Genomic DNA, 18,721 nt, shown 5'->3' with positions numbered 1-18,721 from the left:
CCATGCACGCATTGGACTATGGAATTTTCCTGGCGTATCTCGTAGGTTTACTGGGGTTTGGTTACTTCCATTTCAAACGCCACAGTGACGGCGATGACTACTATCTCGGTGGCCGCAACATCAAAGCCAGGCACGTGGGCTTTTCCATTGCCGCCACGGATGTGGGCGGTGGATTTTCCATAGGTCTTGCCGGTCTCGGCTTCAGTATGGGGCTGGCGGGCAGCTGGCTGCTGTTTACCGGTTTGCTGGGGGCCTGGTTATCTGCTGTGTTTGTTATTCCCAGGGTCAAACGTCTGGAGCAGGGCGAGCGCTTTTATACCTATCCGGATCTGCTCAAGCACAGATTCGGGGCCAGAGTCGCCATGTTGGCCGCCTTGATCTCCTGTATCGGTTATCTGGGGTTTACCGGCGCGCAGATCCTCGCCGGCGCCAAACTGGCGGCCGCCACTCTGTTGCCCAAGGGCTTCGATGCCTTGCCGCCGCTGCAATTGGCACTCTGGGTTATAGGCGGGACCACCATACTTTACACTGTATTTGGGGGCCTCAAGGCGGTTATCTATACCGACAGCGTTCAGTGGCTCATTTTATTGCTGGGCTTGATTGGCTTTACCCTGCCCTACGCTCTGGTAGAGGTCGGTGGCTGGCAGGGGTTGAGCCGCAATCTGCCGCCGTCCCATATGTCACTGACCGCCATAGATCCCATCACGGCCATCAATTGGCTACTCACCATCACACCTGTGTGGCTGATTGCCATGACTCTCTATCAGCGAATGTTTGCCTGTAAAGATAGCGCCACCGCCAAGCGCGCCTGGTATCTGGCCGGGGTGCTTGAATATCCCCTGATGGCGATATCCGGTGTTTTATTGGGGATGTGCGCCAGAGTCATGTTGCCACATATGGACAGTGAAATGGCGGTGCCGGCGATGATCCGCGATCTCTTGCCAATGGGCTTTACCGGGCTGATTATCGCGGCATACTTTTCCGCCATCATGTCCACCGCAGACAGTTGCCTGATGGCGGCATCCGGCAACCTGACCCAAGATCTGCTCGGGCTGGATCCCAGAGGGAACAACACCCTGAGACTGTCGATGATTGCCACTCTATTGCTGGGGCTGGCGGCCATCTACCTCGCCAGTCAGGCCAGGCAGGTATTGGATGCCATTCTCTATGCTTATGCCTTTATGGTTTCCGGACTGTTTGTCCCGACTCTGGCGGCGCTGTTTTGGCCCAGAGTCAGCTCCACGGCGGCACTTTGCGCCATGTTAGGGGGTGGCCTCACGGCGCTGGCACTACTGACAGAGCTGCTCAAGCTGCCGGATGGCTTGGCTAAACTCGGTCTAGATCCCAGTATCTATGGCATTTTGGTCTCCGCCGGTTTGTTGGTGCTGGTCAACATCATTCACCAACCAGCTCCCAAGCCCCGGCTCACCTCGCATCAGGACAGTTCACACTCATGACCCAAGTTCAATTTGATCAGCAACTCAACTTACTCGGCGCCCACATCCAGCATGGCCCAGCCAATGATCGCATTTATTTAATCTCCCTTGGTAATGCCGAACCCGGCCCTTTACTGGATGCGCTGAATGCTATGGCGCTGCAACATGGTTACGGCAAGATCATCGCCAAGTTACCTGAGCACAAGGCCGGTCTGTTTTTGGCATATGGTTTCAGCGAAGAAGCCAGGATCCCAGGATTTTATCAAGGCCGGGATGCCGTATTTCTCGCCCGTTACCAGGACAAAACCAGGCAATTTCGCACCATGCCGGAGTTGGATACCCTGTTGGAGCGCGCCAGGGCGGATATCAAGCCTGAATTCCATTCACCGGCCGAGGTCAGTCGCTGCCGGGCAGAGGACCTACCACAGATGGCCAGGCTCTATAGCGAGGTGTTTCCCAGCTACCCCTTCCCCATTGAAGATCCGGAATTTTTACGGCAGAACATGGCCAGTAATGTCGACTACTTTGGGATCCGCCAACAAGGGCGGCTGATAGCCCTGGCTTCTGCCGAAAAAGATCCCAAGAGTCTCAGTGCAGAGATGACAGATTTCGCCACTTTGCCACAGGCCCGCGGACAGGGCTGCGCCAGAGCCTTGCTGGCACATATGGAACAAGCAATACTCCACCAGGGCTACCGAACCGCCTATACCATAGCCAGAGCCGTTTCCGTTGGTATGAACCGTACCTTTGCCGCAGCAGATTACCGCTATGGCGGCCGTCTGCACCTCAATACCCAAATAGGTGGTCAGATAGAGAGCATGAACCTCTGGCATAAATTACTTGTTTAGCTACCACTTATGTGGTAATTAATGAGTCGGTCTACCACGGAAAGGTTCGATTACCCAATATAAATACGGGTCTTTGTCGAGAGAATTCCATGCTTTCGACTAATAGCCCTCCCCTTGTTAAGGGATAATATGGTGACCGTAGGAACCCTAGCCACCATGGAAGGAAAGGCGTTATCCGCATCTGTGTCATAAAAACAGCTTTTATGTCACTTAGTTTCAGTTCTCTCTTAATTTTCTTTCTTTTTGGCGCGATTCTTGGCGCTACCTCACGCTTTTTGGTCAGATGAGTTGGTAATTTGACATCAAGAGAGATACAGATTTCATTTTCAACAGCATATACAGGTGAACTTATGGCTGCTAAATTCTTTATCCCTTCAGTAAACGTCCTGGGTCAGGGCGCTGTAGACGATGCTATCGGTGATATCCAAACTCTGGGATTCAAACGAGCCCTGATAGTGACAGACAAGCCTCTGGTCAACATAGGTCTGGTAGGACAGATCGCCGAAAAGCTGGGTCAGGCAGGCATTAGCGCCACTGTATTCGATGGCGTTCAACCCAACCCAACCGTTAGCAACGTGGAAGCAGGCCTTGAGTTGTTGCGCGCCAACAACTGTGACTTCGTAATCTCCCTGGGTGGCGGTTCACCACATGATTGCGCCAAGGGTATTGCCCTGGTTGCAGCCAATGGCGGTTCCATCAAAGACTATGAAGGCTTGGATCAGTCGGCCAAACCCCAGTTGCCTTTAGTGGCTATCAATACAACAGCCGGCACCGCCAGTGAAATGACCCGCTTCTGCATCATCACAGATGAAAGCCGCCATATTAAGATGGCCATTGTCGACAAGCACACTACCCCCATCATCTCAGTCAACGACCCAGAGCTGATGCTGAAAAAACCTGCCAGCCTGACCGCGGCAACCGGTATGGATGCCCTGACGCACGCGGTAGAAGCCTATGTTTCCACAGCAGCTAACCCCATCACTGATGCCTGTGCCATCAAGGCTATTGAGCTTATTCACGCCAACCTGGTCAATGCGGTAGAGCATGGTGACAATATCCAGGCCCGTGAGCAGATGGCATACGCCCAGTTCCTCGCCGGTATGGCATTCAACAACGCCAGCCTGGGTTATGTACATGCGATGGCGCACCAGTTAGGTGGTTTCTACGATCTGCCCCATGGCGTTTGTAACGCACTCTTGCTGCCTTATGTGCAGGAATACAATGCTCAAGTGGCGGCACCAAGACTGAAAGATGTTGCCAAAGCCATGGGTGTTGATGTCAGTGCCATGAGTGATGAACAGGGTGCTGCGGCAGCAATCAAGGCGATTAAAGAATTGGCTGCGGCAGTAAAAATCCCTGAAAACCTGACAAAAATCGGAGTAAAAGCCGAAGATATTCCTGTGCTTGCAGATAATGCTCTAAAAGACGCCTGCGGCTTTACCAACCCCAAACAGGCGACTCACGAGGAAATTTGCCAAATTTTCACTAACGCACTTTGATACATTTGTAATATAATTTCAGCGTCCGCTTTTTCCCTGCAATGAGAAAGCTGTACAAGAGGCCCGCTCACCGAGCGGGCCTCTTCTCTTTCTGTCAACACTCTCTTCAAGCTTCCAAGCCCATCAGCTCAGCATTTCGACGGTTATTCGGCAACAGCTAAATTTTGAGATCTGTCCCCGGTTTATTTCTGTCGAATACAGGCTAAATGAGATTAAGAGCAGCAAGCAATAAGGAGTACACCCCCGCGTTTGTAACCCTTGTCACAGTGGCCGATTTTTAGTTCAGCCCCTATGATAAATTCAGGAATCAACCAGGCAGGATCCCTTATGACAGCCATTACCCAGATAATCAATTACACAGTTCGTTGCCCCCACTACCAAGATCAGAGCGCCGAAGCCACATGGCGCAATCACATCGAAATCAATCACTCGGCAGAAATCGCCCTCGACCGACTCAGTAAGTGGCATGCTCACTCAGGTAACAGAGTATTTTGTTTTCAGAACATAGTGGTGCGTAAGGCGGAAAAGGAGGAGGCTTACTTCGCCATGATCAGCGAGAGATTAAAATCCGCCGGCCATGCGCTGATCACGCTCAAAGTGTTTATCGACAAGTGCACCAAAGATACCTCTGTTGAGGAGATAGTTGAGCACATATACCAGGACTGCCAGACTCGCCTGAAAAGCCTAGGTTGAACCGCCCTGGAGCTGATTACCCCTGAGTCAATCAAGCTGCCATAGGCAGACTCTCAATTGGCCGTATTCTTGTCATTACTGGTAAAGATACGGCCAAACAAGCGCCAGCTCACAAATTTACCACGGACAACGGCGATAGATCACAGATATTCAATTCATTTTGGCACAAATCCGATAGACAATATCATTTTTGAGAAAATCATTTCCTTATTTTTCAAAAGCTAATAAAAGAAAACTCAAACTTACCCCAGATATAAACCATTTTTAGGCCAATTGTTGGCAAACCCTGCCACTGCTAGACTTTCCAGCGCGGGCCAAAGTCTAAAGATCTCAATCATTCAGGCCTTGCGGGGTTGATGCAAATCAGGGCGACCGAGTTCGCCCGCCGGAATAACAGAATTTGTTTTTAAATCTGCAACAGGAAAGCCATTAAATGCACGAGTTAGCCAATATCGTCATCGTCGGCGGCGGCGCCGGTGGTATGGAGATCGCCACCAAACTGGGCCATAAACTGGGCCGCAAAGCCAAAGCCAGAGTCACACTTATCGATGTCGCCGACAGCCATGTCTGGAAACCCCTGCTCCATGAAGTCGCCACAGGCGCATTGGATGTCGGGGTTGATGCCATCAGTTACCGCAGTCACGCTGCCGCTCACGGCTATCACTTTCAGCAAGGCGCCATGACGGACATAGACCGCAAAGCCAAGCAGGTGATACTGGCGCCCATTTGTGATGACAAAGGTGAAGAGCTGTTGCCATCACGGCGCATCGACTATGACTATCTAGTAGTTGCCATCGGCAGTATCGCCAACGACTTCAATATTCCCGGGGTGCGGGAACACTGCGTCTTCCTCGACAACACAGAGCAAGCCATGGCCATCCGCCAGCGTTTGTTGAACAAGTTTATGCGTTATGCCAGCCATCAACAGTTGGATGAGAAGATCAAAATCGCCGTCGTCGGCGCCGGTGCCACCGGAGTGGAGATGTCGGCCGAAATGCATCACGCGGTGGATCAGCTCAAAGGCTTTGGCTACAAGATAGATACCAGCCTGTTGGAAGTCACCCTGATTGAGGCCGACAAACGAATACTGCCCAAGGTGGAAAAGGAAGAGATCTCGGCGGCAGTCGCCAGAGAGCTGAGCACTCTGGGAGTCCGGGTGATGACCAATACCCGTATCACCCAGGTGACAGCCAAGGCGTTGACTACCAGTGAGGGCGAAGAGATCCCGAGCGATATGGTGATCTGGTCCACCGGGGTCAAGGCGCCTGAGTTTCTCCACGGTATTGGCGGCTTGGAAAGCAATCATATCCATCAGCTGCTGGTCAAACCCAATGCCCAAACCACGCTGGATGAGCATATCTTTGCCATTGGAGACTGTGCCGCTTGTCCGCAGCCGGACGGCAGCTGGGTGCCGCCAAGGGGCCAGGCCGCCAGGCAGATGGCTTTGATGACTGCGGATAACATCATAGCCATGCTCAGCGGCAAGACTCCCTCGAAAGAGTACCTTTACAAGGATCTCGGTTCACTGGTGAACCTGTCACGCTTCCACACGGTCGGCAACCTGATGTCTTTCATTGGCGGAGGCGTCATGGTCGAAGGCAAGATAGCCAGATTTGTTTATACCTCTCTCTATCGCCGCCATTTGATAGAGCTGCACGGCGTGGTCAAGGGCACCCTGCTGATGTTTGCCAAGGGGATAACCCGGATAATCCATCCCCACCTCAAGCTGCATTGATAGAGGGGGCGCCAGGCGCCCCCTCTTTTATTTGTCACGCCAGCGAGGCTATAATCGCTGCAGACTTATTTACCCGTAACAGACGAATTCAGATACTGCCTATGACAGCTCAATCCGCCGACTTTTCCAATATCAACCAAAGCAGCGCCCAGTCCTTCAAGGCGCAGAAGAATCTGATCAAACAACTGCTGGCCGGTAAAAAAGTGCCCTGCCCTAAATGCCAACAAGCCTTGAGTGCCACCTTGCCACCGGCAAAATCCACCTCAGAGCTTGCCAGCATCCGCTGCCCCAAGGGCTGCACAGATATTGAGCTGGAAACCGAACTGCCGGGCAAGTGAGTAAGCCCAATAAAAAAGGACCGCAACAGACGGTGGAAATCATCTGCTGCGGCTGCAAAGCAAAACTGTTCAAATATCGAAAGGGCGGCAAAGGCGCCTTGGTTAAATGTTTTGTCGAACGGATCCTCACAGATCATACGCAAACGCCCTGTACCTGCCCCGGCTGCGGCCAGGTCTTCGCCCGTCAGGCACTGATCCGCGGCGTGCCTGCATTCAAGATTATCGGTGGCAAGGCGCGCATGAATTAGCCCCCTTGTGCGGGCGCCGAGCCTTTGCGGCGCAGATAGAAACGGTAGTACCCCAACAGATTGCTGCCGATAAACACAGACTCCATCAATACCGCCATCGGCGAACCCAACAGGATGTTATTCAGCAGCCAGCAACCGCTGCCGACGAACATCAGCTCCCTTAATCCTTTGTCATCACGGCAAAAGGCCGCCCTGGTCTGCAACAAACTGCCGGCCAGACTCAAAAGATCGAGCCATTGATTGAAACTCACGGCCACGGCCGTGACCGAAGCGGCCATAAACAGCCACATCAGACGTCTGTCAACGGTGAAGATACTGACAAAGAATCTGACACTGGCAACCAACATTAAAATGGCCGGGCTCCAGTGGTTAAGCAAGATAAAATGCGCCGCGATCAGCAGGCCCGACACCACCAGACAAGCGAGCACGGCGCGTCTGTGCCTGAATTGGAATGACAAAAGATCGCTAAACAGCGCCAGAGTGACCAACAGCTGTGAAATAACAAAAATGGACAACACTATATCCCGGAAGATTGAAACCGGCCGCTATTGTGCTGTGCCATTGAGGCGATGGCATTAACTTAGGTTAAGACGCCGGCGAATACGGCTGAGGCTCTCTGGGGTGATGCCGATATAGTTGGCCAACTGCACCTGGCTCAGGGCGCTTATCCAGTGTGGCCAATGATTTTTTAACCACAGGTAGCGCTGCTCTGGCGACTTGAGCAATAGAAAAGCTTCTTTCTGCTCCTTGTAACGCAGCTGGGCACGCAGCAATGAAAGCTCGGCGCGCTGAAACCCGCTAAGCTCAAACAGGCTCAGGGGCACGACCACCAGAGTGCTGTTTTCCAGTGCCTCAAGCTGATAACGGGCAGGCTCAGCACTGAGAAAACTGCTGTAAAGCAGACAAAATTCGCCAGGGAAATAGAACTCTTTGCAGCGCTGCTGACCATCACTCAGATAGTGGCTGGCCCGCAGCAGACCATTGAGCAATAAAAAGCCCGACTGCTGTTTGCCACCTTGTGCCAGCAGCACCTCACCTGCCTGACAACTTTTCAGCTGAGCCTTATCCAAGAGTGGCGCCAAAGCACTGGGTTCAAGCCCCAATTCAAGGAAAAAGTCTGTCAGCGCCCGGAAAGCGGCCTGATGAGACATAGATTCATGGCTCATTCAGTCGGGCGCCTATTGGGAAGAAGACGGCAGAATCGAGTTAAGGGTCACAAAGAAAGTGCGTTCCACATACTCGCCCGGCGCTTCGGCCATGGATTGCTCCTGGGTGCGGGTCTTCAGCGCCAAAGTCACGCTGTAAGGCGGGTCGAACGGCTCTTTGGGGGTAATGGCTTCTATCTCAATTCGGTCGCCGAGAAACTGGCTGGCCAGATGCGCAATGGCGCCGGTTTGATAGTCGAATCTGAACATGCCCAGGTACCAGAACACACCTGAGCCCTGGGTTGTCACCGCGAACGGAACAACAAACTGCATCGATTCGGCATTGCCGGGCAAGTTTAATGGAGTCAACTTACGGTAATCGAGCAACACCTCCCCACGAACCACTTCATCCTGATATTCGCCAAACGCCAGATGCTGCTCTTCTTTAAAGCCGGTGAGAGTGACTAACTTATTGCTGTCCGGCAAACGGATCCTGAACTGTTCTCGGGTATCCAGGCTGAACAACCTCTGCATCACACCTTGAGCGCCACCATCAAATTCAGCCAATGGACGCACCATATCGTTTTCCCTGACATAGAGGTCATCTTGGGTGAAGTTGAACCTGTAGATCCCAAGCGCAATCACCGCCAGAAACACCAGCCCCAACACTACAGCCACACGAATAAACAGCTTCATAATTCATCCTGTTAACACCAAAAACAACCATATCGGCACATTGAGCTACCTTAACCTCAAAGCCCAATGGCCGCAGCCGGGATCTGAATTCCTGTCAGCCCGGGTTCAGTCAAGAGCGCAACATTTAATATCCGTTGAAACGCCAACCTATGACTGAAGCGGTAACCATCAAAGGTACGTGCCAATGAGTTTCAGCCAACCAGATTCAGTATCATTAATTTATCAAATACAGTAGCAGACAGCTTGGTCGTTGAGAACTCAAGTTCGGCAACTGGAGATGCAGCTATTGAGGGCCCACGCAGTGCATTAATTAACAAAACAAGCGCACTGATGGAGCCTCGCGGCTCCGCCAATGACGGAAGGTTACCTTTGCTCAAGATAGATGGCTCAAGACTCAAGCTCTGCCAGCCAGCCCTTGAGCAGCGCAGCCAGTTTCTGCCTGTCTTTGGCAGATACACCCTTGAGTAACTGCTGCTGAGTCGCCATATGAGCAGGCAGTGCGGCCTCAACCTTGGCCTTGCCTTCGGCGGTTAATCGTACATTCACCGCCCGGCGATCTTCGGTGCTGTGGCTGCGACAAATGAATCCTTTCTGCTCCAGCTTATCCAAACGGCTGGTCATGGCGCCTGAGGTCAGCATCATGCTCTGGTGCAATTGCCCCGGGGTCAGAGTGTATGGCTCACCGCTGCGGCGTAAGGTTGCCAACACATCAAACTCTCCCTGACGCAAGCCAAATTCGCTATGGCAACGGAGGATTTCAGCATCTATATATTTGTAGATCCTGGCCAGGCGGCCAAAGACTTCCATCGGCTGCAGGTCGTCAGTCACCCCGGCGACCAACCACTGGCTGACTATGGTATCTACGCCATCCTTGATATCTGCGGCTTGCGGCTTGTGGGCTTGTGGCTTGTGGGTTTGTGTTTTTAGCTCTTCCTGCGACATAACTATCTCTATAGCAAGATTCTTTATAAGGAATATTATGCCAGCAAGCGGCTATTCCCAAGCCTGAAAAGCAAAAACGCCGCAGAAATCGATTTCTGCGGCGTTTTTAACTGAATCAATCAGTAAAGAGGCGAATAACTCCCCTTATGATTTCTTCACATAACAGCTCAGGATAACTATGCGGGTGCCATTGACCCGGCCTTCGATATGCTCAGGGTTATTGGTCAGAGCTATGTTACGCACGGCGGTACCGCGCTTGGCCACAAAGCTGGTGCCTTTCACGTTGAGATCTTTAATGATCACCACGCTATCACCAGCGGCCAACTGAGTGCCATTGCTGTCCAGTGTCGGCGCCGAATCATCGCTCTCGGCCGACAAAGACTCGGCATCGCCCCAAGCTTTGAGATCGTCTTCCAGATAAAGCATATCCAGCAGATCCTGAGCCCAACTCTCGCCATTGAGGCGCTTGAGCATGCGATAAGCCATGACCTGCACGGCAGGAACCTGACTCCACATACTGTCGTTCAGGCAACGCCAGTGGTTAACATCCATGGTGTCCGGAGCGGTAATCTGGCCTTCACAGGTAGCGCAGATCATAATGTCACTATCGGTGCGATCACCCGAGTGAGGCAGATCATAGACAGACAGAGCGCCTTCGGCTCCACAGAGTTCACATTTCCCGCCACAGCGGCTTTGCAATTCAGTTTCTGAAGTCATCACTAATATTCTTCGGTCAGGCAAAACGCACATTATGCCGCAAAATCAGAGCTTGATCAGTTTTGCAGTTCACAAAAGCACAAAATAACTGGGGTTTTATCAGAAATGATACGCCATACTAAGGCGAATATCCCGTCCCTGAGCCGCAATGCCGTCAGCCAAATGCGGGCTGTAATACTGGTTGGTCAGGTTACGCAGCGCCAGCCTCAGCTCAAGCCCCTGCAACATATCTTCCGGCTGGAAGGCAAGATACAAGTCTTGCAGAAAATAGGCCTGGCTGGGTCTATCGCTGACAAACAGGCCCTCTTCCGGCACCTTCTGCTGCGCATCATACCAACTGCCACGCCAGGAGAGCGACAGCTCAGGAGTCAGGTAGTACCCCAGGTGCAGACGCATATTGAGCGGAGGAATGTCTGCCAGGTTTTCATCCCTGCCACTGCTGTCACGCAGGCTGCCGCTGTGCTTGCCTCGGGTATAGGAAGCCGTATAGTCGGCAAACCAATCGTGCCAACGGTATTGAGCCTCGAAATCGCCACCGTAGATATGGTAGCCGTCGAGATTCACATAACCGCTCTCAAATGGCTGACTCTTGTCGACCCAGAGCCCTTTGCGCTGGGCGATATTCTGTTTTCCCTGATTCCAATACAGAGTCAGTTGGGTCGAGAGCCTGTCATCACCGGCGAAGACCCCATCAAAGGCGCTGCTCAGCCCAAGCTTATAGGCGTGCAGCCGCTCGACATCTATCCCGCGACTGGTCGCCTGAGCACTACTGGCCTTGGCATATTGCACCGCGTAAATCTCATCCACCACAGGCGCCTGCAGGCTGTAGGCATAATCCAGGGTCAGCAAGCTGACATCACTGAGACGGTATTCCAGCCCAAGCCTTGGCGACCAACCGCTGTGGCGGGTAGAGGAAAAGTCATGGCCGACACTGGGGTCGTTGTAATCCGGCGCCAGATTGCCATGGCCTATGCTGTAAATACTATCGAACCGCAGCGATGGTTTTAGGATGAAGTTATCCGTCAGGGCAATGCTGTCGCTGATATAAAAGGCGTAGGTATCCTGGCGACCTCCAGGCTGGTAGTAAGGCGTGTACAGGCCGAAGTTTTTCTCCGCCTTGTTCTGATAACTCTTGTTGAATACCAATGAGCGGCGATCGAGCGAGCGATACTGCAGCCCCACAGTCAGCAAGTGGTCACCCAACTGGCTGGTGTTGTTGATATCGATAAAGTCCCTGTCGTATTCGAGCCAGGACTCGTGGCCAAAGTTACCTACAGAAACAAACATCTTATCGAAGGCTATCTGGGGCCTTACCCAGTGCCTGTCGTTACTGCTGCTGGACAGCGCCAATTGCAGATCCCACAGCGGACTGGCCGGTGTATAACGATAGTTGAGTGAAACTGTGCTGTCTTTGTAACTGTTGAGGGCGGTATTGGCGTATTTTGCCGCCTCAAAAGAGCCGTACTTTTTGATATTGAACTCAGATACAGTGGGCATTTCGCCGCGGCGGTTGGCCCAGGGTTTACGGCCTTCATCATCGTAGGAGGTATAGCTCAAAGACAACTTGTGCGCCCCCAGCTCATAATCCAGCTTGGCCAGTAGGTTGTTTTGCCGATAACCTGAGAAACGAAACACCTGGCCGTTGCCCAGCTTAAGATCGCCGGCATCTTTATAGCTGTAGTTAACAAGTGCCGACAGCCCTGAGTTCAAGCGGCCATAAAGCGTACCAGTGTAAGTCTCCAAGCCGTTGTTATCGGCATAGCTGGCCTTGACTCTGGCGCCCAAGCTTTTGCCGTAATCCAGAAAATCATCGGCACTCTTGGTCACCACATACATGGAGCCACCGAAACCACCATTGCCGGAGCGGGGATCGTGGGCGCCCTTGATCACCTCAATTCGCTTGACCATATCCGGGTCGATAAAGAAAGAGCCGTAGCGATACTGTTCAAACCCGACCGGGGCGTTGTCGACATAGACATTGAGATCTTCTGTCTCACCAAAGCCCCAAACATTGATTTTTTCACCGCCGCTGCGGGGGCCGCCATCAAGAGTGATGCCGGGCACAGTGTCCAGCACTTCGGCAAAGTTTCCCGCCTGTTGCTCCTCTATGTCCTCCAATGTCACCAAGGCTTCGCCCGGACGGGTCAGCGTCAGTTCCCGACGAAAAGGCTGGCCACGCACCTCTATGATCTCTATCGCTTCCACCTTAGGTTCACCCAGCACGCTGGTACCACTCTTGGACGGCTGAGAAGTGGCGGCCAGCAAGGGCCAGGGCGCCAAGGCACACAGCAGTAATGGCAGCTTGCCGCTCGGCGCCATTCGCCGGGATTGTTCGCTTGTCATCTATCATCTCCCCTTAAAAATAAGGCGGCATTATAAGAATCAAGCTGACAAATGAGAATTATTCTCACCGATATTTACACAGGATCCTATTTGGTTATATTTGTTTCAAAAATGTAAAACCAATTGACTCACAACAGGCTTTCACCTGAGATATCGCCGTGAAGAAAATGGAGAACAAAAATGAGCTTCAGCGAACAAGGTTTTGCCTTTCTGACCCGGCTGGAAAACAACAACGACAGGGCCTGGTTCAAGCAACATCAGGATGAGTATGAAACCCTGCTCAGGGGGCCGGCACTGGCGTTTATTGAACAGATGCAGCAGCCTATTCAGGCCTTGTCTCCCAGATTGACAGCGATCGCCAAGAAGGTCGGAGGCAGTTTGATGCGGCCACAGCGGGACACTCGCTTTGGTCACGACAAGTCGCCCTACAAGCTCAATGTCGGGATCCAGTTTCGCCATTTTCAGGGTAAGGATGTCCACGCTCCCGGGTTGTATCTGCATCTGGCCAACGATGGCTGCTTTATCGCTGCCGGGATCTGGCGCCCCGAATCCAAGGTGCTCGGCGCCATCAGACAATGTATCGACGACAACCCACGCGCCTACAGCAAGGCGTTGGAGGAATTACAGCGTCATGGGTTTACGATGGACGGTGACAGCCTGGTGCGGCCACCCAAGGGGTTCGATAAAAGCCACCCATTGATAAACGAGTTGAAACGCAAAGACTTTGTGGCGCTTAAGATGCTGACAAAAGAGCAGGTTTGTCGCAGCGATTTTGTCGACTTCTGTGCCAGTGAGTTCCAACACACCCAGGCGTTGATGCGCTATCTGTGCTTTGCCCTGGACTTGGATTATTGATGTCTGTTCCTGGATTATTGATTGCCGTACCCGAGCTTAAACTGCCCAGGTAGAATCTGGCTCAACGTCCAAGCTGAGCGCGCATCACACTCAACGCCTGCTGCAACTCCTGATGCAAACCGGCCTTGCCGAGCACCCGAATCCCCTGCAGTTGCAACAGTAACCAGGCCGCGAGCGCCTCGGTATTGTCACTGTTAAGCTCGCCGCGCTCTCTGGCGTGGGTCAACGCCTTGGCAAACGCCTCCTTGATGGAGTCAAACAAGTGCCGACTCTCTTGCTGTACGACAGCATCCTCCAGGCTCATCTCCAGCAGCGCATTTTGCAGGAAACAGCCGTATTTTTGCTCTCGCTGCAGGGCCACAAACTGTTCAAGGTAATCAATTACCTGCTGTAACCCTGCGCCTTCAGCGCGCAGGCTGTCGAGCGCTGGCAAAGAGTTTTGCTGCAGATACAGACGCAGCGCCTCCCGGTACAGATTCAGCTTGTCGCCATAAGTGTTATAGAGACTGAATCTGTTGATCCCCAGATGCTCGACCAGATCCGCCACTGAGGTGGCGGCATAGCCCTTTTGCCAAAAGAGCTCCATTGCCAATTTCAGCTTATCTTGCCGGTCAAAATTGCAACTTCTTGCCATACTGCTCCCAAACGTTTTCAGCGAATGACGTGCTGTATATTTAGCCAAATTAATTCTTGACTGATCGTTCTGATATCCCTAAAGTCTAACCTAAACGATCGTTCCGAAAAAGATTTGAATACATTTTCCTGAAACCAAACCAGGAAAAGTAACTAAACGACCCAAGACAGATGGAGAAAGATAGATGAAGCTGTATGAACTCGGACCTACCCCAAGTGCCCGCAGAGTCAGTATTTTCATGGCGGAGAAAGGCATAGATATCGAGCGGATAAACGTCGATCTTCGCGGCGGAGAAAATCTCTCGGCCGAATTCAAGGCCAAGAGTCTCAATGGCCGCATTCCGCTGCTGGAGCTGGATGATGGCAGTTATCTGTGCGAGTCTGTGGCCATCTGCCGTTATCTCGACGAGCTGTTCCCTACCGAGCTCAAGCTCTTTGGCAACACGCCGCTGGAGCGAGCAAAGGTGGAGATGTGGCAGCGCATCGTTGAACTGCAGGGGTTGTTACCTGCCTTTCAGGCATTTCGCAATATCAGCGGCATCTACAGCGACCGGGAAACCTGCATTCAAGCCTGGGGCGAAGAATCCCGCAAGCGCCTGGAATCTTTCCTGCCTCTGCTGGAGCAGCGCCTGAGTGAATCCCCTTATCTGGCCGGTGACAACTACTCCATTGCCGATATCACCGCCTATATCTTATTGGGATTCATCAAAAATCTGCAGATTTCACTGCAGCCTTTCCCTGTGCTGCAGAGCTGGTATGAGCAAACCGGACAACGCCCGGCAATGAGCCAGCCAAAACAAGGATAAAAGCAAGGATAAAATCTAGGAGACACACATGATTGAACTCTATACCGCCGCCACCCCCAACGGCTTTAAAATCAGTATTGCCCTGGAAGAGATGGGCTTGCCTTACCGGGTACACCATCTGGATCTCAGTGCCAATGAACAGAAACAACCCGAGTTTTTAGCCATCAATCCCAACGGCCGGATCCCGGCCATCATAGACAGGGATAACGATGATTTCGTGGTGTTTGAATCCGGAGCCATCTTGCTTTACTTAGCTGAAAAAACAGGGAAATTCTTACCTGCTGATGCCAAGAAGCGCTCCCAGGTCATCCAATGGCTGATGTTCCAGATGGGCGGCGTAGGCCCTATGATGGGACAAGCCAATGTGTTCTACCGCTATTTTCCGGAGAAGATCCCGGCCGCGATAGAGCGTTATCAAAAAGAGGGCCGGCGCCTGTTTGAGGTGATGGATAATCAGTTGGCCAAACATGCCTATTTGGCCGGTGATGAGTACAGCATAGCCGATATGGCTACCTGGCCCTGGGTACGGATTTACGACTGGAGCGGCATAGATATTCAAGGCCTGCCTCATCTGCAACGTTGGCTCGATACGCTGGCTCTGCGCCCGGCCTGTCAAAAAGGCATAGTCACCCCAGAGTCCAGGGACCAGTTAAGCGATGAAGACAGGGCCAAACAGATAGCGCAAATGGTTACCCGCTAAGTCTGAGTCGTGTGGTAACCATTAGCAAACATTAGCAAAACAAGGTGCCGGGGACAGGCCGCGGCACTTCTGTTAATATTGGCGCCATTGCTATCCACACTTGATGCAGAGAGACCTTTGACCGCGCCAAGCCCTTCATTGACTCCGGCCCAAAAACGTGCCGCCAGTTATGCCAACACCATCAACACTCTGTTTACTGAAATCCTCGACAGTCGCCAGAGTGCCGATCGGGTGCTGGCGAACTATTTCCGCAGCAACAAGAAACACGGCTCCAAAGACAGAAAGGTCATTCGGGAAACCCTGTTTGCCCTATTTCGTTGGTGGGGTTGGTTACAACAACTTGAAGCTACCGATGAGCAAACCCTGTGGTTCCAGCGCCTGGCATTGGCGGCGGCGATAGAAGCTCACCCTTGGACGGACATTATCAGTGCCTGGCAGCAACAAGTGGGCAAGTCATTCGCCCTGCCTGAGCAGGCTCTGGCCCCCAAAGCCGCCGCCGCATTGGTATTCAAGGTCTCTGGCCAACATGTCTTGGCAAGAGACCTGGCGCCGGACTGGTTCTGGCAGGCCGTGGCGCCGCTGCCAGCGGCCGGGGAAGAGCTGCTGATAGACGCGCTTTGCAGTCGCCCGCCTATCTGGGCCAGGGTGCAAAATATGCCGCTGTCCAAGGCCCTGGCCGAACTCAGAAGCGCCGGAGTCGATGCTAGCGCCGCTCCCGTCTTCAATGACGCCATCAGCCTTGGCAGCAAGAGTATCAACCTCAATGAAATCAGACTCTATAAAGAAGGGTTTATTGAAGTGCAGGATCTGGCCTCCCAGGTCATAGGTCAGGTTTGCGCCCCAAGAGCCGGCGAAAACTGGTGGGACGCCTGCTCCGGCGCTGGTGGCAAGAGCCTGCAACTCAGTTCGCTGATGCAGCAAGATAGTACCGCCAAAGGCGTTTTTGGCACTATTACCGCCTCGGATATCCGCCCGGCTGCGCTCAATGAACTGGAAAAACGCGCCAAACGCGCCGGTTTCAACATCAAGGTTGCGCCTTGGCGCAGCGATGCCCTGCCGGTTGCCAGAGAAACCTTCGACGGCGTGCTGGTCGATGCCCCCTGCAGCTGCACCGGCACCTGGCGCCGAAATCCGGACATGCGCTGGCTGGATGACAGCCAGGCCATCAGCGATAAACCCGCGCTGCAGCTCGACATACTCAGCCGCGCCTGCGATGCAGTCAAGCCAGGAGGTACTTTGGTTTACGCCACCTGCTCACTGGCGGACAGCGAAAACCGCCAGGTGGTCGATGCCTTCCTGGCCAAGCGGCCCGAGTTTACTCTGGAAACGCTCAGCCACCCATTCAGCGGTGAACAGACGCAGTATTTGACGATTTGGCCCTTTGAAGCCAATGCCGATGGGATGTTTGTTGTTCGTTTTCGTAAACAAGGCTAGCAAGAGTCAGGTTAATGCCCGAAGGGAATCGGGGACAGACATGCAATAATTTTTACCTTGAGACGCTAAATTTCTCACTTTAGCTTGACCGGCGCTTTAGGTAAAAAGGAGCGGTGCAACCTATATGCACTGTGTTATTGGAAATGGATCATGTCAAACCACTATGATTTCGATGACAACGATGCTCCATGGGGAGATCATGTCAGAGGTAAGCAAAAGAACAAACGGGTCAAACAGCGCCGCCGGGACAGCAAGAGACGTTATCCGGACGAATATATGGAGCCTGAGTTTCTCAGAGATAAATGGAAATAATCTTGGCTTAATCTCAAGAAAACCAATCAACAACAAAGGGGCTTAGGAAAGGGCGAATAAGCTGCGAATAAGCCCCATTTGTGCACTGCGTCAACTCACCTGTCTAGGCTACGCCAATTTGCAACAACGCCAGCGGCGGCTCCGAAGGGGGTATTGGTGCAATTCTGCAAAAATAACGTTGCTTAAAATTGCTTATATTTCTACAAACATACACCTCATTTCCAGGCACAGGCGGAACTGTGACCGTCGAAAACAGGGACGTTTTCGTCGAGGCTACATGGACGTATTCACGCCATGTCACAGGATCGCCTGTGCGAAAGGCGCACCGCAGGTGATTGGCTACACCGTGGCCGGAAGCTCGGCCAGTACTAATTTAGGAACTTTTAGCTGGAAGCTATGATAGCCGCTGTGCCAGCGGCCTAAAGTCGTGGTGTTCCACACCACACCGGCCAAGGGGTTTTGCTTGTCCAAAGCCCCTTGCATCCCCAAGGACACCCCGACGTAGCCGAAATCCCCGCTGGCTTATGAAACAAATTGGCTACACTCAGGACTCGCATCCTTGCTCGACCTTCGAGCCTCGACATCCCTGTCTCGGCTACGCCAATTTGCAACAACGCCAGCGGCGGCTCCGAAGGGGGCATTGGTGCAATTCTGTTAGCGCTGAGTAGCTTGAAATATCTGAAGAGTTTGCAGACATACACCTATTTTCCAGGCACAAGCGGAACTGTGACCTTCCGAGCCAGGGATGGCGAGGCAGTGTAAAAAATGGACACCCAGCATTAATGGCGTGGTAGTTAGCTTCCGACTATGCTTTGTTTAAGCATTTAACAAGGAGGTTATTATGCCGCGCCCTCGCCGAACTCAAATCAGCCTTGAAGATACGCCTTACTACCACTGTTGCAGCCGCGTGGTGCGGCGAGCCTTTCTGTGTGGTGATGATGCCTACTCGGGTAAGAATTATGACCACCGCCGTGGTTGGGTGGAATCGTTATTGTTTGAACTGGAAGCTGTTTTTGCTATTGATGTGGCGGCATTCGCCATCATGAGTAATCATCTGCATCTGGTGTTGCATATTGATATAGAGACAGCAAACCGATGGACAGACAGAGAAGTGCTTGAGCAATGGCATAAGCTGTTTAAAGGTGATGAGTTAACCCGCAAATTCACCCAGGGTGAGCTGATTGAAGCGTATGAAGTTCCTAGGCTGAAGCATACTATCGCGATTTTTCGCAGCAGGTTATGTGACATCAGTTGGTTCATGCGTTGTCTCAACGAACCGATAGCGCGTCAAGCCAATCAGGAAGATAACTGTACCGGCCGATTCTGGGAAGGAAGATTTAA

General features: G+C 52.5%; 19 protein-coding genes and 1 pseudogene. 13 read left to right on the top strand and 7 right to left on the bottom strand.

The features are described 5' to 3' along the window. Positions 1-2: 2 nt before the first annotated feature. From AYI96_RS12200 to AYI96_RS12170, 7 genes are all read left to right on the top strand, one after another. The gene (locus tag AYI96_RS12200) at positions 3-1,457 is read left to right on the top strand and encodes a sodium:solute symporter (protein ID WP_071476611.1); all 1,455 of its coding nucleotides are present in this window, start codon (positions 3-5) and stop codon (positions 1,455-1,457) included. Next, on the top strand, positions 1,454-2,284 hold the full coding sequence (gene ablB / locus AYI96_RS12195; RefSeq protein WP_071476612.1) for a putative beta-lysine N-acetyltransferase: 831 nt from the start codon (positions 1,454-1,456) through the stop codon (positions 2,282-2,284). The genes AYI96_RS12200 and ablB overlap by 4 nt, the downstream gene beginning before the upstream one ends. A 350-nt stretch (positions 2,285-2,634) precedes the next feature. Continuing rightward, positions 2,635-3,783 carry an L-threonine dehydrogenase gene (yiaY, locus tag AYI96_RS12190; RefSeq protein ID WP_039034747.1) on the top strand — a complete coding sequence of 383 codons (1,149 nt, stop codon included), beginning with the start codon at positions 2,635-2,637 and terminating at the stop codon, positions 3,781-3,783. Positions 3,784-4,110: 327 nt separating this feature from the next. After that, entirely contained in the window at positions 4,111-4,476 is a 366-nt protein-coding gene (locus AYI96_RS12185; protein WP_039034746.1) for a hypothetical protein, read from the top strand. Positions 4,477-4,909: 433 nt separating this feature from the next. Next, positions 4,910-6,211 carry an NAD(P)/FAD-dependent oxidoreductase gene (locus tag AYI96_RS12180; protein ID WP_025889419.1) on the top strand — a complete coding sequence of 434 codons (1,302 nt, stop codon included), beginning with the start codon at positions 4,910-4,912 and terminating at the stop codon, positions 6,209-6,211. A gap of 101 nt (positions 6,212-6,312) precedes the next feature. Beyond that, positions 6,313-6,549: a hypothetical protein gene (locus AYI96_RS12175; protein WP_025011415.1), complete on the top strand. Its 237-nt coding sequence runs from the start codon at positions 6,313-6,315 to the stop codon at positions 6,547-6,549. Then, complete coding sequence (locus tag AYI96_RS12170) at positions 6,546-6,797, top strand: hypothetical protein (protein ID WP_028778989.1); 252 nt, start codon at positions 6,546-6,548, stop codon at positions 6,795-6,797. Before AYI96_RS12175 ends, AYI96_RS12170 begins: the two co-directional genes overlap by 4 nt. On the opposite strand, the gene AYI96_RS12165 is transcribed toward AYI96_RS12170, so the two are convergent. The 6 genes from AYI96_RS12165 to AYI96_RS12140 form a co-directional block, all read right to left on the bottom strand. Continuing rightward, entirely contained in the window at positions 6,794-7,312 is a 519-nt protein-coding gene (locus AYI96_RS12165; RefSeq protein ID WP_143078410.1) for a YgjV family protein, read from the bottom strand. The genes AYI96_RS12170 and AYI96_RS12165 overlap by 4 nt on opposite strands. A 60-nt stretch (positions 7,313-7,372) precedes the next feature. Next, the gene (locus tag AYI96_RS12160) at positions 7,373-7,963 is read right to left on the bottom strand and encodes a Crp/Fnr family transcriptional regulator (protein WP_101096118.1); all 591 of its coding nucleotides are present in this window, start codon (positions 7,961-7,963) and stop codon (positions 7,373-7,375) included. 12 nt (positions 7,964-7,975) lie between these two features. After that, a complete protein-coding gene (locus AYI96_RS12155) occupies positions 7,976-8,638 on the bottom strand; it encodes a hypothetical protein (protein ID WP_071476614.1) in 663 nt (220 codons plus the stop codon). A 387-nt stretch (positions 8,639-9,025) separates the two neighbouring features. Then, the gene (locus tag AYI96_RS12150; protein ID WP_071476615.1) at positions 9,026-9,580 is read right to left on the bottom strand and encodes a MarR family winged helix-turn-helix transcriptional regulator; all 555 of its coding nucleotides are present in this window, start codon (positions 9,578-9,580) and stop codon (positions 9,026-9,028) included. Between the two features lie 144 nt (positions 9,581-9,724). Continuing rightward, positions 9,725-10,297 (bottom strand): PhnA domain-containing protein, encoded by a 573-nt coding sequence (locus AYI96_RS12145; RefSeq protein WP_071476616.1) that lies wholly within the window; start codon positions 10,295-10,297, stop codon positions 9,725-9,727. Between the two features lie 99 nt (positions 10,298-10,396). Beyond that, positions 10,397-12,640: a TonB-dependent receptor domain-containing protein gene (locus tag AYI96_RS12140; RefSeq protein WP_233962721.1), complete on the bottom strand. Its 2,244-nt coding sequence runs from the start codon at positions 12,638-12,640 to the stop codon at positions 10,397-10,399. Positions 12,641-12,820: 180 nt separating this feature from the next. Here AYI96_RS12140 and AYI96_RS12135 point away from each other — a divergent pair, with 180 nt between their 5' ends. Beyond that, a complete protein-coding gene (locus tag AYI96_RS12135) occupies positions 12,821-13,495 on the top strand; it encodes a DUF2461 domain-containing protein (RefSeq protein WP_039034740.1) in 675 nt (224 codons plus the stop codon). 61 nt (positions 13,496-13,556) lie between these two features. Here the strand turns inward: AYI96_RS12135 and AYI96_RS12130 are convergent, their stop codons facing one another. Beyond that, on the bottom strand, positions 13,557-14,129 hold the full coding sequence (locus AYI96_RS12130; protein WP_071476619.1) for a TetR/AcrR family transcriptional regulator: 573 nt from the start codon (positions 14,127-14,129) through the stop codon (positions 13,557-13,559). Between the two features lie 184 nt (positions 14,130-14,313). Between AYI96_RS12130 and AYI96_RS12125 the strand changes: the two genes are divergently transcribed. From AYI96_RS12125 to AYI96_RS12105, 5 genes and pseudogenes are all read left to right on the top strand, one after another. Continuing rightward, entirely contained in the window at positions 14,314-14,934 is a 621-nt protein-coding gene (locus AYI96_RS12125; RefSeq protein WP_144361681.1) for a glutathione S-transferase family protein, read from the top strand. 28 nt (positions 14,935-14,962) lie between these two features. Continuing rightward, positions 14,963-15,634 carry a glutathione S-transferase family protein gene (locus AYI96_RS12120; protein WP_144361680.1) on the top strand — a complete coding sequence of 224 codons (672 nt, stop codon included), beginning with the start codon at positions 14,963-14,965 and terminating at the stop codon, positions 15,632-15,634. A gap of 117 nt (positions 15,635-15,751) precedes the next feature. Further along, entirely contained in the window at positions 15,752-17,068 is a 1,317-nt protein-coding gene (locus AYI96_RS12115; RefSeq protein WP_233962720.1) for an RsmB/NOP family class I SAM-dependent RNA methyltransferase, read from the top strand. A 150-nt stretch (positions 17,069-17,218) separates the two neighbouring features. Then, positions 17,219-17,380 (top strand): hypothetical protein, encoded by a 162-nt coding sequence (locus AYI96_RS12110; protein ID WP_037437387.1) that lies wholly within the window; start codon positions 17,219-17,221, stop codon positions 17,378-17,380. Positions 17,381-18,221: 841 nt separating this feature from the next. Then, a pseudogene (locus tag AYI96_RS12105) lies at positions 18,222-18,721 on the top strand (transposase); the annotation flags it as partial.

Source organism: Shewanella sp. MSW (genome assembly GCF_007636515.1).
Taxonomy (GTDB): Bacteria; Pseudomonadota; Gammaproteobacteria; order Enterobacterales; family Shewanellaceae; genus Shewanella; species Shewanella indica.
The sequence above is the reverse complement of the archived record's forward strand: the minus strand, read 5'-3'. Positions and strand labels throughout refer to the sequence as shown.

Coding starts and splice junctions, on each gene's coding strand:
- AYI96_RS12175 (WP_025011415.1), top strand. CDS start 6,313: ATGACAGCTCAATCCGCCGACTTTTCCAATATCAACCAAAGCAGCGCC.
- AYI96_RS12160 (WP_101096118.1), bottom strand. CDS start 7,963: ATGAGCCATGAATCTATGTCTCATCAGGCCGCTTTCCGGGCGCTGACA.
- AYI96_RS12140 (WP_233962721.1), bottom strand. CDS start 12,640: ATGACAAGCGAACAATCCCGGCGAATGGCGCCGAGCGGCAAGCTGCCA.
- AYI96_RS12125 (WP_144361681.1), top strand. CDS start 14,314: ATGAAGCTGTATGAACTCGGACCTACCCCAAGTGCCCGCAGAGTCAGT.
- AYI96_RS12185 (WP_039034746.1), top strand. CDS start 4,111: ATGACAGCCATTACCCAGATAATCAATTACACAGTTCGTTGCCCCCAC.
- AYI96_RS12110 (WP_037437387.1), top strand. CDS start 17,219: ATGTCAAACCACTATGATTTCGATGACAACGATGCTCCATGGGGAGAT.
- AYI96_RS12120 (WP_144361680.1), top strand. CDS start 14,963: ATGATTGAACTCTATACCGCCGCCACCCCCAACGGCTTTAAAATCAGT.
- AYI96_RS12135 (WP_039034740.1), top strand. CDS start 12,821: ATGAGCTTCAGCGAACAAGGTTTTGCCTTTCTGACCCGGCTGGAAAAC.
- ablB (WP_071476612.1), top strand. CDS start 1,454: ATGACCCAAGTTCAATTTGATCAGCAACTCAACTTACTCGGCGCCCAC.
- AYI96_RS12145 (WP_071476616.1), bottom strand. CDS start 10,297: ATGACTTCAGAAACTGAATTGCAAAGCCGCTGTGGCGGGAAATGTGAA.
- AYI96_RS12130 (WP_071476619.1), bottom strand. CDS start 14,129: ATGGCAAGAAGTTGCAATTTTGACCGGCAAGATAAGCTGAAATTGGCA.
- AYI96_RS12200 (WP_071476611.1), top strand. CDS start 3: ATGCACGCATTGGACTATGGAATTTTCCTGGCGTATCTCGTAGGTTTA.
- yiaY (WP_039034747.1), top strand. CDS start 2,635: ATGGCTGCTAAATTCTTTATCCCTTCAGTAAACGTCCTGGGTCAGGGC.
- AYI96_RS12150 (WP_071476615.1), bottom strand. CDS start 9,580: ATGTCGCAGGAAGAGCTAAAAACACAAACCCACAAGCCACAAGCCCAC.
- AYI96_RS12180 (WP_025889419.1), top strand. CDS start 4,910: ATGCACGAGTTAGCCAATATCGTCATCGTCGGCGGCGGCGCCGGTGGT.
- AYI96_RS12155 (WP_071476614.1), bottom strand. CDS start 8,638: ATGAAGCTGTTTATTCGTGTGGCTGTAGTGTTGGGGCTGGTGTTTCTG.